The sequence below is a fragment of the bacterium genome, from assembly GCA_022616075.1.
Lineage (GTDB): Bacteria > Acidobacteriota > HRBIN11 > JAKEFK01 > JAKEFK01 > JAKEFK01.
On record JAKEFK010000395.1, the window covers coordinates 1 to 15637 of the forward strand.

The 15637-nt window shown below is 50.7% G+C and carries 7 protein-coding genes and 2 pseudogenes; 2 read left to right on the top strand and 7 right to left on the bottom strand.

Annotated elements, in window-relative coordinates; all coding sequences use genetic code 11:
* Positions 1–275: 275 nt before the first annotated feature.
* The 7 genes and pseudogenes from L0156_30295 to L0156_30325 all read right to left on the bottom strand — a co-directional run bounded on the left by L0156_30295 (position 276) and on the right by L0156_30325 (position 10037).
* Positions 276–536 (bottom strand): annotated as a pseudogene (locus L0156_30295) (M23 family metallopeptidase).
* Between the two features lie 309 nt (positions 537–845).
* A pseudogene (locus tag L0156_30300) lies at positions 846–2033 on the bottom strand (M28 family peptidase).
* Positions 2034–2966: 933 nt separating this feature from the next.
* Entirely contained in the window at positions 2967–4451 is a 1485-nt protein-coding gene (locus tag L0156_30305; GenBank protein ID MCI0607293.1) for a serine hydrolase, read from the bottom strand.
* 188 nt (positions 4452–4639) lie between these two features.
* On the bottom strand, positions 4640–5140 hold the full coding sequence (locus L0156_30310; GenBank protein ID MCI0607294.1) for a hypothetical protein: 501 nt from the start codon (positions 5138–5140) through the stop codon (positions 4640–4642).
* 9 nt (positions 5141–5149) lie between these two features.
* On the bottom strand, positions 5150–5353 hold the full coding sequence (locus tag L0156_30315; protein MCI0607295.1) for a hypothetical protein: 204 nt from the start codon (positions 5351–5353) through the stop codon (positions 5150–5152).
* A 128-nt stretch (positions 5354–5481) separates the two neighbouring features.
* Entirely contained in the window at positions 5482–6945 is a 1464-nt protein-coding gene (locus L0156_30320) for an NAD(P)/FAD-dependent oxidoreductase (GenBank protein MCI0607296.1), read from the bottom strand.
* A 377-nt stretch (positions 6946–7322) separates the two neighbouring features.
* Complete coding sequence (locus tag L0156_30325) at positions 7323–10037, bottom strand: protein kinase (protein ID MCI0607297.1); 2715 nt, start codon at positions 10035–10037, stop codon at positions 7323–7325.
* A 216-nt stretch (positions 10038–10253) separates the two neighbouring features.
* Here L0156_30325 and L0156_30330 point away from each other — a divergent pair, with 216 nt between their 5' ends.
* The gene (locus L0156_30330) at positions 10254–12680 is read left to right on the top strand and encodes a tetratricopeptide repeat-containing serine/threonine-protein kinase (protein ID MCI0607298.1); all 2427 of its coding nucleotides are present in this window, start codon (positions 10254–10256) and stop codon (positions 12678–12680) included.
* An 82-nt stretch (positions 12681–12762) separates the two neighbouring features.
* Positions 12763–15450 (top strand): protein kinase, encoded by a 2688-nt coding sequence (locus L0156_30335; protein ID MCI0607299.1) that lies wholly within the window; start codon positions 12763–12765, stop codon positions 15448–15450.
* Positions 15451–15637: the final 187 nt, after the last annotated feature.

A 15637-nucleotide genomic window follows, 5' to 3' on the forward strand; every position in this document is an offset into this window, starting at 1 on the left:
AAATGGTAAAAACGAGATTTGAATCGGACCTCCGCGGCACGAGTTGGAAGGAACCCGGCCGGCTTCTCTTCTGTGGAAAGGCGAACAGAGGCAAACAACTTGTTGCACCGGACTATTTTAACTATTGCCCGATTTTGAAATCTAAAGTGACGATAGAATTCATATTCCTAAAAAGGCAAGGCAGTGTAGTCGCGACCGCTCACCAGAGGGTTTTGAATCGCGTTGCCGAATTGTATCGGCACTGTTTGGCAGCCCCATTGAAAACAACCGACCGTTACATCGAAATGAAGATGAGGGCCGGCACTGGCTCCGGTATCGCCGCTTAAGCCGATCACCTGACCAGCTTTGACTCTATCTCCCGTCCCGACTTTCGAGCCATTGTGAGTGAGATGATAGTACCTCGAGAACGTTCCGTCCCCATGATCAATTACGATCACGTTTTCTTTTCCCGAAATGCGATTTCGGTCTTCAAATCGCTCTTCGACAAAAACCACCCTTCCACCCCGCGCCGCCAGTACTTCGGTCCCGATGTCCATTAAGAAATCGTATGAATAAAAGGCAGCATCGCGATGCCCGTATGGTCCATTCCATCCCTGAACCAACCTGTGGGAAGTCCCCGCAAAGGGTAAAAGAAGACTCTGAATAGACGGCAACGATGTCATCAGATGAGGCACATACGGATCGAGGGCATCAAACACCTTGCTTCTGTTCATCAGCGGCTTCGGTGGAGAGGCGAGATAGAAACGGGCCAGAGATTCGAGCGTTTCCAGATGCTGCACGGAACCATCCCATTTCCAGCTTGAATCTATCTCGTCATCCGCTGTGTGATAGCGTGAACGCAATCGTTGAAAAGCTTGTTTCATTTCGTCAGCAGACAGATCAGGATATTCGAATCCCGCCCAGATCGTAAACGCTGGCACACCGCGACTAAATAAAAACATTGTGTCAAAGCCGAAAAGCATCCCATCTTCCAGACGGGCATCGATTCGGTGACTGAGTCCTTTTTGAGCCATCACCTTTGCAACAAGCTCTGCCTGATCGGTTTGAGAAACTCCCAGAGCGATATAATCCTTGGCTTTTCCCATAATGTTGATTCCATCTATGTTGATGGCGAGGATTGTCTGGGATAATGGGACAACAGGTTGCATTGTATAGAATTCTGTTCCGAACTTTCCTGTTTCTTCGGCAGTCGTGGCCAAAAAAATCGCTGTGCGTCGAAATTGTTCTGGCTGAGAACGTAAAGCCTCAGCAAGGCAAAGGAGTGCCGCGACACCACTGGCATTATCGTGCGCCCCGTTAAAAATTTTATCCTCCTGAGGTAATTGATCGGCAGTTCCCAGACCGTCATAATGCGAAAGAAATAAAACTGCTTCCTTTGAGACCCCTTCAAGAACACCTACGACATTGGGCGACGCAATCGTGCGAATGGACTGAACAAGCTCGAATGAGCTACTCAGGCCCAGATCACGAGGTTGGAACTTCTCGGAGTCAGCAGAGGATTGAAGCTCTTCATAGTTTACTTGAGCGAGTCCAAGAAGTCTTGCAGCGAGTTCGAAGGTGAGGTCACCGATAACACCCAAGCGATGTCCTGAATGCCAATTTGGAATGATTCGCTCGCTCATTGAACCGGGTTTGCCGACAATCAGGATGCCGGCAGCGCCGCGCGATCGCGCGGTCAAAATCTTATGATCTTTGCGTGACAAGAGACTTCGCCACGCTTGAGAAAGATCAGGCGAGACATTCTTGGGCAAACCTTCGAATACAAGTACGATCTTTCCTCTAACATCCATCGATCCATAATGATCCAACCCGTGTTGCGGAGCATCGATACCGTAACCCACAAATACCAGCGGAGCAGATAGTCTAACCTTTTCGAGAGGCAGATCTGAGGACACGGAAATACCGTCGTAAATATGGATCTCATTTGTCCCGGCTGAACCGGCGAAGCGTAGGATTGAGTTTTTCGGATCGATACGTAATACTTGAAGGGGAACAGGTTGCAGATAACCAGAGGGTCCCGGTTGCAATCCCATTTCATGAAAATGTTTCGTAATGTAGAGGGCGGCTGTTTCTCCTCCCGCTGTCCCTGGAGCTCTTCCGTTCAATCCCTCCGATGATAAGAACCGAACGTGGGATTCGAGGTCGATAGAGGAACACCGCCGGCCGGCTTCGATATGTTTCTGAACTTCAGAATTGCTGGCACCAATTCCCAGGACAAGGGTAAAAATCATCAGCAGCAAGGTAAGGATGGGCCGTTTCCGGATCTGCAATGCGTGTCGGCCAATTTCATCGAACGTCCGATCATAGCTGCTTTGCAATTGGGTTCCTCCAATATCTGAAATTCGAAATCTGCAGTTTGAATTAGACGACGTGCTCAGGAAAATGGTTTACAAGGGCACCATATGACAGTACTTCCATGTGGGGTTTTTGATAATTGATCTGGAACAAGCTGGTTCCTGTTGGTCATGAGTAGGATCTTTTTCATATCTCAAATTCTCAGTTGAGATTGTAGTCAGTACCCTGAAATTTTGGACAGTTCCGAGTGGCAAACTGTCCAAATTTGGCCAATTGGGACCCATCCGTTTGCCAAAGCAGAAAATCGATGGGCTCTGCCACACCCCACTGGCGCTTTACCTATTTCAATGCCGTTTATAGAATCAATTCGTTGCCAAAAACCAGCCATTTTCTGCATTTTTCGCACTCTGAAAGTCGTTGAGGAACCATTTCATTGCCAGAACGGAAGCAATTCTTTGCCGTGAGTGCAGCATCACGCTGAACATCGGCTAAAATAAAAGGAACGAACATTCCAGTGTTACGAGAAGTCGGTAAACGTTCCATGGTTGTTTCCGGTCGGCAAGAGCGTATCAGTCTGCCATGCTTGGCCGGCGAGCCGCCGGCGTTACAAACCGCACAAGCGCTCATCAAATCGACATGAAGCCCGCTCTGCGTTCAAAAACAAGTTGGGTCTATTTCATCCTATTTCCGCTATATTTTTCCCCGTAATTAACAAAATCTATTTGGGTGACCTGCCCTTCCTTTTTCACAAACGTCATTTGAATCGACGTCATTTGAATCGGCCATATTTTGAGGAAGAATTTCGTTTCTGATTCGGCAAATATCTCTGTCTTGTGATTTCTGGGTATATCTATAAAAAGCTTGCTGCCTTCGCGGGTGACCGTCCAGATTCGCTCGGGCTCAGTCTCGGTCTTGTCGTATTTGTATTGTCCGACGTAGGCATCGAGGATTTTAGGATCTACTGAAACGATCGCGCGCGCGTTCGCTTTGCGCTCCGCCAGCCACTTGGTTACGGCCATTTTCGAATCGCGTTCGCAGTCGTCTGCCTGTTTGTCTTCAAAGACAAACGTGCGAAGGAAATTGCAGACGAAAACGTTATTTACGATGCGCTCTTCGCCCATCTTGAATTTGTGGTCGCTAAGAGCTTCGCTGTTTGAAAGTATGATGAGCGACAGGTTTTTCTCGGGTACTTTAAGGTAAGTCGCAGAGAATCCGGTTCCCCAGTGACCGTAATGCCAGATCAATTTGACGCCATTAAAATTTTCAACGAACCAGCCTAATCCATGAGGCAACGATTTTCCGCTGGTTGAGATGAAATTCGTCCATGCTTTTTCCTGAGTTTCCTTTTTCACAAATTGGTGGCGATCGATTGCCGCGTCGAATTTTGCCATGTCCAAAACGGTTGAAAGCAGCCCCGCCGCCGCGCTAATGCCTTTTTGCGGGTACGGGACATGCACGATCTCACCATCACCATAAAGGGTATAGGGCTGGGAAAATCTCGACAGACTGTTTTTATAGCGGTTGAGGTTTTCCTTTCCCAACAGGGCAGACCACTTCTCCGCTTCGTCCACCACGTCATGCCCCGGCACACTGCTCGACATCGCTAAAGGGTCCAGAGAAGTTTTCACCAGTTCTTCGCGGAAGGATCTGCCCGCCTTTTTCTCAATCACCGCCGTCAGGTAATCGAATTGATTTCCGCTGTACTGATATTTTTCACCAGGCGTTCCTTTGGAAGTGTGAGTCAGCAGGTGCTTGACTTTGACCGAATCATCCTTGAAATCGCTGGAGTACCGGGAGACCGGTTCATCAAGGTCCAGCTTCCCCTGCTCAACCATTTGCATAAGAAGCGTCGCGGCAAATGTTTTGGTAAGTGATGCGACGTGGTAGAGGGTATCGGGCGTGGCAGGCACGCGCCTTTCAAAGTCTGCGAAACCGAATCCTTTCGCCCATAAAACTTTTTGGTCTTTGAGAATGACGGCGGACAAGCCCGGGATTTTCAGGAGCGCGCGAAGTTCATCCGTTTGTTTTTCAAAACGTTCCAATCGTTTCTCATTCCGATCGGAGAGATCACGTTTCTCTTCGCTGCCCTGTAACTCGATTGCATGAACAAGCAACACAAGAACAAAGAGACTCCGGTGCAAGGTTTTTGAAGACATTCATACTCATGTGTTTCTCCTTACTCCAATAGACGTTCCTTTGTACGGATTGGATTACATGCAACCAACCTCGTAGGAGAACGATGAGCAATGAATCGACGCGACGACGACGCTGAGCCTTCGCTGGTCGCTTCCTTAACAATTGAACTATCCACAACGATTTCCACAGAGACTGACCCATATTCTCGTCAATTTTGGGCAGAAATGTATGCATGACCTCGTCTCTCGAAACTGTAGATTGGGCTTCTATAGGGAAGGATAACCATGCGCTGTTCAGTACCTGATGGAGTCGAGACAGTGATATCAGCACTCTGTGCCGTCCCCGTAACATTGTAATGGACCGAATACCTTCGTGTTTGGGTGTCCGTAGAGTCTGAATAAGAACTGTCGGATGTTTGAGAGTGGTTGCCGCTCGGTCCAACTAAAAGAGAAGCTATGACCCAAAGAACCACAATAATACCGCCGGTGACAAACCAGACGCGCTGATCACTTCGAGCTTTGGCCACATTATGCCGGACTGTGAAAACATTCTTTAACTCTTCAAGTTCTCGGACATACATCCATCTTTGGAGTAACGGGTGGTAAACGTAATGATTTTGATGAACACGGCCTTCAAAAATCCACTGTGTGAGAACGTCGAGATCCTGCGCTTCATACTGCTCATCTTCAATTTGGACTGTCCATCTCATATTCCTGCGTCATTTTACAACCTCATGGCGATACTCGTCCACAGACTGATCGTGCGAGTGTAGATCATTGGGTAAAGTGCTAACACGCGCATTACACATGTAGCAGAACCCATCCACGAGTCTTAATTGATCCCCATCGTTTTTCCGTAAATCTCCGGAAAAGAGCACTTCTGAATCTTGTTTTTGCAATTGAGACCCATCGATTTTCCACACGCATCCCTATCGCCTTTCCCTTTGCCGGGTTTGAAAACCTGAAGTAGAGATTCCGCTAAAGGAGGATAGTCTAACTTTAATGCAATCAAGGAATTGCCATTGCTAATTGGAATAAACCCATGAAAGGTTCAAGCTCTGCTGTTCACTTCCCGCGCGGCGCGATTTCCGGATTCCAGCGCACCTTCCATGGTTTTACTCCAGAAGGAGGTGTGCTCACCGGCAAAATGGATGCGGCCTTCCGGTTGTTGAATGAACGGCAACCAGGCCATTTCCCCTGGCTTATAAAAAGAAAAGGCGCCCTGGGACCACTCATCATCCTCCCACGATTTCGAGGTGCCCCCTTCAAAATAATTACGAACGCCGGGATGTACTTTTTCCATGTGCTGCAGCGCGAGGTCCAGCCGGTCTTGCGTGCTCATGAGCGTAACCTGGTGTGCTTGTTCCCCGCGAAGGTGAGCTTCCAGAATGCTTCGGCCGGTCGAGACATCTTCCCGCAAAAGCGGATGTTCCTGAACCTGCATGATCGGTAGGTCCGTTTGCGCCGGGCCCATCACCCCTTCTTCCAACCAGAATTGCTTCCTGCACTGTAGAAAGATGCGCACAACAGACTTGTATTCGAGCGAATAGAGCGCTTTGCGTTTGTTCTCCGATAGCGAAGGGGAAAACTCCCAACGTTTTAATACAGGAAATGGAACGGTGCAAATGAGGAAATCTGCTTCCAGGTTTTGTCTGAGACCGGACTGCAGGAAAGTGACCCTGACCCGGCGTTCATTCTGACTCACTTGGACGATCGAAGATCCATAATAGATACGTTCATTGAGCCGGTCAGCCAACGCCCTGGGCAGTATGTCGCAGCCGCCCTTGAAGGTGTAGGCGGTCTGTCCACGGAAGAAAGGGAATAGATCCGACAACAGTACATGCATGGCGGATGCCTCCATCCCCGTACCGAACCAAAGGGTGTTTCTGAACAATTCGATCGCATCCGGGGATGCTCCGCTATTTTTCATCCATTCGCTGAGCGTCATCCGATCGTAGATTTTCAGCAGCTCCGGACTTGATGTGGTATCCGAAGATTCTCCGAAATCCTTTAACGCAGATAGAATGTACTTCCGGAACATTCCGTTGTAATTAAGGCTCCGCTCTTCCGGAGTTAACTCGTAGGGCCAGTCTACCGGATCGCCTCGTTTTGCTACGATGCGCTTCCCACGAAGGTGGTAAACAGAGGGAAGGTTGGTAGCGACAAAAGGAGCATAGGGTAGATTCAACAGCTTCGCATAGCGCAGCAGATGGTGGTAACTATCCGAAAAGGCCATCGCTCCCGCTTCAACAGAGAGCCCATCTGAAAAAGGCTCGCGCAACGTGAGAACACGTCCTCCAGCACGGGTTCGCGCTTCCAGTACGGTCACGTTGTGTCCGGCGTTGACCAGTTCAAACGCAGCACTCAGTCCAGCGAGCCCCGCACCGGCAACGATCACCCTTGTGGAGCGTCCGGATCGCTCCTGCGCGGACAGCCGAAAAGGAGACGCAGCTACCCAGGCGCTTGCTGAGACGGATCCCTTCAGAAACTGCCTGCGCGTGATCAAGCGATTCATGGCTTTATATTATCTCAAGAAAGAACTGGAGCCCGTATACCGCTGCTCTCAAAGGTTTAGTAAGCGTACGAGTATCGTCAGCGGGTCCGTCAAGGCTTGGCCTCGGGCCGGAAACCCCGCCCAGTGTCCGTACCTCCAACCCGCGCTCACGCAGTGCGCGCAGATAAGGCGTGAACCCCATGCTGTCGCCGCCGACATGCCCGGCGATAATCAGGTTCCCCCCGTTCTCGCGGCGCAGGCGCGTCAGTTCCGCCCAGCCGATGTGAATCATCAACACTGTTGGGACGCCATGCTGGAAATAGGTGGCGGGGATCGTGTAACCACCATTCGTGTAAGCGCCGTGCGCGACAGCTACGCCTCCGGGCGCAATAGCGCCGTTATTTGTTCCAGTTTGTGACCAGGGTAACGGAGCCGGCTTTCGCAGTTTCCGGTAGAACCGTTGCAATGATGCGCCGGCCATCATGCGAGAGGTCAAAATCCTGAATGCGGGGATTGATAAAGAGGACTTCCGGATTGCTCAGGCGGATCGAGTCCCCGTGATTTTCGACGCGTACGGACATGATTTTGCCCTCCGAGCCCTTGAACAGGATTTCTCCCGGACGCCAGGAAAGCGCTCCGGACACCCCACCGCGGGACACCTGCCATTTGCTTTTTCCATCGGGAAACGACATCACATAAAGCTGATACGAACCGGCTTCATTCGACGTGAAGGCCACCCAGCGGCCATCCGGCGAAAACCAGCCATATTCATAGTTGAAATCGGGTTTTAGCAAAGGTACGGGCTTCTCTGCATGTTCCAGGTCTATGTAGTATAGATCCATCTCTCCTCCGGCCGTTGATTCACTGAATATCACATACCGGCCGTCCGGGGACCAGTCGTCTGTATAGGCAAGGTTCTTGGTCTCGTAAATGCTTTCCGGTTGCGCATTGCCGTCTGTTGGCTTTAGACTGAATTTGCTCTTCATACCCGTGGGGTCCTTGCCGTAGGCGGCGTACAGGAGCTTCGATCCGTCCGGCGACCAGACAGGATACGCCGCATCCAATTCACCGAAAGTGAATTTGCTTTCTACGTTGCGTTCCAGATCGATCAACCAGATGTCGGATGCCCCTTTATTTGGATCAAACGAAGAAACAGCAGCGCGCAGGTCATCCGGTGATAGGCAGACATAGTCCCATCTGCCAGGTTCTCCGACGTTCACGAGTTCCTTACCCTGACGATTGAACCACATGATCTGGTTTTTTTCGTCGGAAACACCCGAAGCATAAGCCAGAATGCCGGTTGTGGACGCCGAAAAAGTACCGCGGAACATTCCTAAGGAATACGAAACTCCCTCCGCCAGAGTGAACGGATCACCGGTGGTTTCCAGTTTGTCCGGATCAAATCGTTGGGCCACAAGATTGTTATCCCTCACGTAGATCAGATGGCTGGATGCATACACGGCGTTGGATCGCGCATGAAGAATCAGCTTTCTGTCCTCAATGGAGTCGAGGGTACCTGCGTAGATGGCATTTGCCTCACTTTGCGCTCCAAGGGTATGTGTGCCGGCCATATAGAGGAAGTGCTTGCTGTCAGGGAGGAAGTGTGCCCAGCGGTGAGTTGTTTCACCGGCCGAGACATCGAGTTTCGTTACCGGAACCGATTTGCCGCCGGAGTCACGCACCTGATGGATCGGCTCAAGTGTAGAGGGTGAAAAGAGGATGATTCCCTCTTTATTCCAGGCCCCGCTTCGTCCTATCGGCGCATCACACAGTGTAAGAGGAGGGGCTCCGCTAATATCGACTTTTTTGAGCTTTCCATTCGCAAAGAAGGCGATGAACCGGCTGTCCGGAGACCAAAACGGCTGATTCGCATCCTGTGTTCCGGTCAGTTTGCGGGCTTCGAGTTTGTCGAGAAATCGTACATAAACATGCGAATGGTCTGACTCATCCGAGGCAGTAAAGGCAATCTTCTTTCCATCAGGGGAGACCGCCAGACCGGCTATACTACTTTCGCTAAAATCGAATTTTGTGCCTTCCGGTGGATGCAGATAACTGCGGATTGGAGTGACTTCTTCGCTCCGGCTGCCGAAATGGATCCACGATACAGCAGCAAGAAGCGTGAACAACAGAGCGGCAAACGACCAGGCAATTCTCTCGCGAGTTTTTCTGCGGATTGTTACCGGAGTGGCAACACCGGCCTGGGTTCCGGCTTCGCTGATCCACTGCAACTGGCTCGATACGTCGTGGGCCGATTGCCAGCGATCATCCGGATCTTTTTCCAGACACTTCCGGATGAGGTGATCGAGCGCCGGAGGGGTCATCGGCGCAACCGATGAGATGGGAGCCGGTTGGGAAGATACAATCGCCGCGATCAGACTGGTTTTCGATTTTCCCTGAAACGCTCGCCTTCCGGTTGCCATCTCATACAGTACCGCTCCAAACGCAAAGATATCGGTTCTCGCGTCTGCTTCCAATCCTTCCAGTTGTTCGGGAGACATGTATTGAAATGTTCCGAGAATCGTTCCCTGAGCCGTCAAAGGTTCGGCCTCGGTTGGTAAACCGGTGACGCCATCCAAAGGCGCTTTGCTGTCTGCCATCGTCCTGGCAAGTCCGAAGTCGAGGAGTTTGGCGCCCGACTTCGTCAGAATGATGTTGCCGGGTTTCAAATCGCGATGAATGATGCCACGACGGTGAGCCGCATCGAGTGCAGAAGCGATCTCGCGGCCACACCGGAGGACTTCATGGACCGGGAGCGGACCTCTCTTCAACCGCTCTGAAAGCGACTCTCCTTCCAGAAGTTCCATCACGATGTAATGGATCTGAGATTTGCTCGGGGTTAATCCGGTGACCTGCAGAGCGTCGCCGGACTCTACCTGTCCTACATCATACAGAGTACAAATGTTGGGGTGATTTAACTGCGAGATTGCTTTCGCTTCGCGCTCGAACCGCTGACGAAACAAATCGTTAGCAGCAAATCCTGCAGGAAGTACCTTGATGGCTACTTCACGATCCAGGCGAGTGTCTTTTGCTCTCCATATTTCACCCATTCCACCGGCGCCCAACGGAGCTATGATCGCGTACGGACCAAGACGTGTCCCTGCCACAATTGCCATGATTGTAGACCCTGGATCTGGAACGAGAGGAACAGTATAAACCGCGTTATTTGATTTCCCAAACATTTCGGAACGGTAAACCCTTTGTCCGATGTGTCATTCCCGAATGCTCATCATTTCAGATGAGTAAGGATCTTATCGATTACCGCGCCATCCTTGATTACCGAGATGATGCGTTTGGGATGATTTGAGTAAGAAGGTACAATCTTATCTTTCATGATAAGCAAAACGATTTCTCATTACCGGATTCTTGAGCGCCTTGGTGGAGGCGGAATGGGTGTCGTGTACCGGGCCGAAGACACAAAGCTTGGCCGGAAAGTCGCACTTAAATTCTTGCCGGAAGAATTGTCGCAAGACCCACAAGCTCTGGAACGTTTTCAGCGTGAAGCACGAGCCGCTTCAGCCTTAAATCACCCTAATATTTGCACGATCTACGACATCGATAGCGGAGTTCCCTCCGATAGCGATGAAGCCCCCCTTCATTTCATCGCCATGGAACTGATGGAAGGGCAGACACTAAAGCATCGCATCGGAAGTAGACCTTTTGGAAACGAGGAACTTCTGGAACTTTCCATTCAAATCGCCGATGCACTGGACGCTGCACACTCTAAAGGAATCATTCATCGCGATATGAAACCAGCCAACGTTTTTGTGGCGAATCGCGGTCAGGCTAAGATTCTGGATTTCGGCCTCGCAAAACTTGCACCACAGCCACACGAAAAGAACGCCCCACATGTTTCTATATTGCAAACAGAAGCAACACCCGAATCACTGACTCATCCTGGCACAACCCTGGGAACGATCGCTTATATGTCCCCTGAACAAGCACGTGGGGAAGAAGTCGATGCACGTACCGATCTCTTCTCATTTGGCGCAGTGCTCTATGAGATGGCCACTGGCAGACAGGCTTTTTCGGGAAATACGACCGTGGCTCTTTTTGAAGCGATTCTCACCAAATCTCCTCTCTCCGCATCACGATTAAACCCCGATTTGCCGCCGGAATTAGAACGGATCATCAGTAAGTGTCAAGAAAAAGATCGCGAACTTCGATATCAGAGTGCGGCGGAAGTACGTGCTGATCTAAAACGACTCAAACGGGAAATCGACTCAGGACGATCCGCAATTTCCCAGATTGCACCAGGGATTTTACCAACTGAAAAAGCACAACGTGGATCGCGAACCTGGCATTTCGTTTTCACAGCTCTTGTGGTTATATTGCTCGCGGTTGGCGTTGGGCTGTACTTGCGCAACAGTCACAAAGCTGCGATTCATTCCCTTGCCGTTTTGCCATTCCAAAATCTCAATGCGGATCCAAAAACCGAATACCTGAGCGATGGCATCACCGAAAGCACGATCAATACGCTCTCCCAACTTCCACGGCTCCGAGTCATGGCCCGCGCAACAGTTTTCACTTACAAAGGAAAAGAAGTCGATCCACGGATAGTGGGCCGGGATCTCAATGTGGATGCTGTTGTTACAGGCAGTATCAATCAACAGGAAGACACCTTGATCATCCGCGCAAATTTGGTACAGGTCTCGGATGGTACTCAGCTTTGGGGAGAACAATATAACCGGACTCTTTCCGACATTCTAGCGGTGCAGTCCGATATTTCAAAAGAAATTTCCGAACAGTTGCGATTGAAGCTAACAGGTGAAGAGCAACAGAAACTAACCAAAAGTTTCACGGAGAATACCGAAGCGTACCAGCTTTATTTAAAAGGCCGCTATTACTGGAACAAGCGAACAGAAGATGGATTGAAAAAAGCCATTGAATATCTCCAGCAAGCGACTGAAAAAGATTCGAAATACGCTCTGGCGTACGCAGGAATATCCGACTGCTACATCGTACTGGGGGACAATGGACTGGTTTCGCCAGGTGAAGTGGTACCAAAGGCCAAAGAAGCAACCATGAAAGCTTTAGAGCTGGATGAGGTTCTGGCGGAGGCTCATGCTGCCCTAGCCAGCGTCCATGAATTTGAATGGAAGTGGCAAGAAGCGGAAAAAGAATATAAGCGGGCGGTTGAATTGAATCCTAACTATGCCATTGCACATTTCTGGTATTCCATTTTCTTAGGCGCTATGGGCAGGCATGACGAGTCGATTGCTGCGATCAAAAGAGCCCAGAAGCTGGATCCATTATCGATGCCGATTAACGCCAATGTTGGAAACCGTTATGCTGAAGCAGGTAGATATGATGAAGCGTTGAAACAGCACCGTAAGACGATCGAGATGGACCCTCATTTTCCAATGGCGCATCGAATTCTCGGCTTCACTTACATGCGAATGCGGATGTATCAGGAAGCAATCTCGGAGTTCCAAAAGGCGGGCAATCTGGAAGGCGACAATCTTGGATATTTGAGAATGGCGGCACCAGCGTATGCGCGATGGGGAAAGAGAGAGGAGGCGGAAAAGATGCTGCAGCAGTTACTGGAATTATCGAGAACACAGTACGTTTCACCGGTGGATATAGCAGCAATCTACTCTTGTCTGGGAGAAAAGGATCAGGCGTTTGAATGGCTGGAAAAGGCTTATCGGGAACGGTCCAATCGGGTCGAATACTTAAAGGTTGACCCCCATTGGGATGAGCTGCGTGATGATCCGCGGTTTGCCAACCTACTACAGCGTATCGGACTGCCACAATAAATTTCACCACGGAGAATCGCTGAAGCGCTCTCGAATCGCAAATTGTGTTTTCGCGGCGCATTCGGTATTCTTGTTTGAATTCATGTCCATCCCGATTGGTACAAAGCTTGGCCCTTACGAGATTGTCTCGCATCTTGGCGCAGGTGGAATGGGAGAAGTATGGCGCGCGAGAGACACCCGTCTGGACAGAGAAGTGGCGATCAAAGTTTTACCAGCAGGATTTGCCGCAAACGATTTGCTTCGCCAACGATTTGTGCGCGAAGCGAAAGCCATCTCCCAGTTGAATCACCCAAACATTTGCACGCTCTACGATGTGGGACACATGGAGACAGATGGCGATGGATCTGTACTGTCTTCGGACGGAAAGTCCACACTTCATTACATAGTCATGGAACTCCTGGAAGGCGAATCGCTTTCCGATCGGGTGAAGAAGGGTTCGCTTCCCACACGCGAAGTTCTTCGATACGGTCGCGAAATTGCATCCGCATTGGATGCAGCCCACCGCCGCGGAATCATTCATCGCGATCTGAAGCCCGGAAATATTATGCTCACAAAATCCGGCGCTAAACTGGTCGACTTCGGTCTTGCGAGGACCGAAACAAATACCAAATCTCAACCGGATGGAGTCACACATTTACCCACCGCTGCCGAACCATTAACGCAAGAAGGGACCATCCTCGGCACTTTTCAGTACATGGCGCCCGAGCAACTCGAAGGCATGGAGGCCGACGCCAGAACGGATATCTTTGCGCTGGGGACGGTGCTCTATGAAATGGCAACCGGAAAGCGCGCCTTCCAGGGCCATTCAAAAACGAGCCTCATTGCCGCAATCGTTTCTTCGCAACCGGAACCGATCTCTTCTGTTTCCCCGCTCACACCGCCCGCGCTGGATCACATTGTGCACAAGTGTCTGGAGAAAGATCCTGATTCACGGTGGCAGTCGGCTCATGATGTTGCCTCTGAATTGCAGTGGATCTCAGAAGCGGGATCGCAAGCAGGGGTTGCGCGGGTTACAGCCGATTTGCGACGTTCCAGGACGCGCATCGTCCGTGTGGCCGCGGGTGCAGGATGGATCTTTGCATTGGCATTGCTTGCGTGGGTCATCCTGACCCAAAACAAACTGAAAACTCTCGAGCGTCCAATTCGCGCAGAAATCGTGCCTCCTGCGAACGTGACAATTTTGGATGTAGGCGCGGGGTCGATTTCCATTTCGCACGACGGTTCAAAAGTCGTCATGCCGACGTCCGCTGGGCTTTTTACACGGAATCTGGAAAACGGAGAAACCAGGCAGCTTGAAGGTACGACAGGAGCTATTTTTCCATTCTGGTCTTTTGACGGCGCCTCCATCGGTTTTTTTGCGGATGGCAAGTTGAAACGAATTCCAGCCAACGGCGGCCCGATCCAGGTAATTGCCGATGCTCCCCAGGGTCGCGGTGGCTCCTGGGGACGTGGTGATACGATCGTTTTTGCTCCGACCATTTTCGGTCCGCTGATGAAAGTGCCGGCAGGGGGTGGACAACCTGCAGTTGTCACGACTGTTCATGAGCAAGGCATGAGTGATCGAAATCCGTATTTGCTTCCCGATGGCAAGCATTTGCTTTACAGCCGTAGCACGCTCTCTGAAATCGGTTCGATTGCCATCACTTCCATACAAAAAGGTCAGGAGAAGATCGTCGTTGATCGCGGATCGAACCCTCAGTATGCGGATGGCTACCTTTTTTGGGTGCGTGATGAAAACCTACTTGCCCAGCCGTTCGATCCGGATTCAGGAAAGTTATCGGGAGCCGCCATTCCCATTGCAGCCAATCTCGAATATTTTAATCCGCGCGCTATCGGCAATTTTTCCGTTTCTTCCGGCGGTACGATTGTATGGAGAAACAGCAATCCTGCATTGCAGATAATAAAGGTGCGTCGCGGGCGCCACGGGGTCCAGGCGATTGGCGAACCGGGGCGATACCATTTATGGGACGTCGATCTGTCCGGTCATCAGGCTCTTCTGGTAAAAACTGAGCCATCCGGCGTTAGCGATCTCTGGATCATGGATCTCGCACGCGCTCAGGCAAGGCGCGCCACATTTACATCGGCGCCTGAAGGCAGCATTTACGGCGTTTTCTCACCTGACGGCAGCAAACTGGCGGTCACAGTGCACGCCAGCGGCACGGCCACTTTCGTGCAATCGCTCTTGATTGTATCGACATCGGGAAGTGAGTCTCAGAAGATCCTCGCCCACACACCCTTCCTTGTCTGGGATTGGTCGGGTGACGGCAAGACTCTTGTCGGCGGAATGCAGGATGCTCACACCAAGTATGACATCGCATATATTTCAATCGACGATCCTTCCAAAATTCTGAAGTTTGCGGTTACGCCCTTTGAGGAACGGTACGCCCAGCTTTCTCCGGACGGAAAATGGATCACCTGGATGTCCGACGAATCAGGACGAAGCGAGATTTACCTGAGCGATTTTCCTGCTGGTACTCGAAAGTGGCAAATCTCGAAAGGAGACGCCCTTTCCTCCGCCAACTGGGCGCCGGAAGGAAACGGGATCTTTTACGCTAAAGACAACAAAAGCGTCGTTCATACTCCAGTATCAATAGACAAAAACGGTTTACAACTCGGCTCTCCCGAGATCATCGAAATGGATACGTCTTCATTTGGACCGGACTTCTTCGTACTACCAGGCGGGCAATTCCTAACTCTGAGAGCCGTATCCACAGGTCACATCGAGCCGATTCGAATTCTTCGCAACTGGAAGTCCGTTCTGCACAAGTAACGTACCTTGACGGCTACTTCACGTTCCAAGCACGTGTCCTTGCCCTTCCATAACTCGTGGTTCAAAAAAATTGCAGACAGAGTTAGAAAGGAATACGGGATTACTGCAGAGAAATCAAATAAACTCATGAGATATCGCGCAAGCAAATCAAATTCTCACTTGAGATTTTGGGGAGGACCGGAAATTT

Excerpts from the sequence above, each read along its gene's own strand:
- L0156_30305 (MCI0607293.1), bottom strand. The coding sequence starts at position 4,451 with ATGTCTTCAAAAACCTTGCACCGGAGTCTCTTTGTTCTTGTGTTGCTT.
- L0156_30310 (MCI0607294.1), bottom strand. The coding sequence starts at position 5,140 with ATGAGATGGACAGTCCAAATTGAAGATGAGCAGTATGAAGCGCAGGAT.
- L0156_30320 (MCI0607296.1), bottom strand. The coding sequence starts at position 6,945 with ATGAATCGCTTGATCACGCGCAGGCAGTTTCTGAAGGGATCCGTCTCA.
- L0156_30325 (MCI0607297.1), bottom strand. The coding sequence starts at position 10,037 with ATGGCAATTGTGGCAGGGACACGTCTTGGTCCGTACGCGATCATAGCT.
- L0156_30330 (MCI0607298.1), top strand. The coding sequence starts at position 10,254 with ATGATAAGCAAAACGATTTCTCATTACCGGATTCTTGAGCGCCTTGGT.
- L0156_30335 (MCI0607299.1), top strand. The coding sequence starts at position 12,763 with ATGTCCATCCCGATTGGTACAAAGCTTGGCCCTTACGAGATTGTCTCG.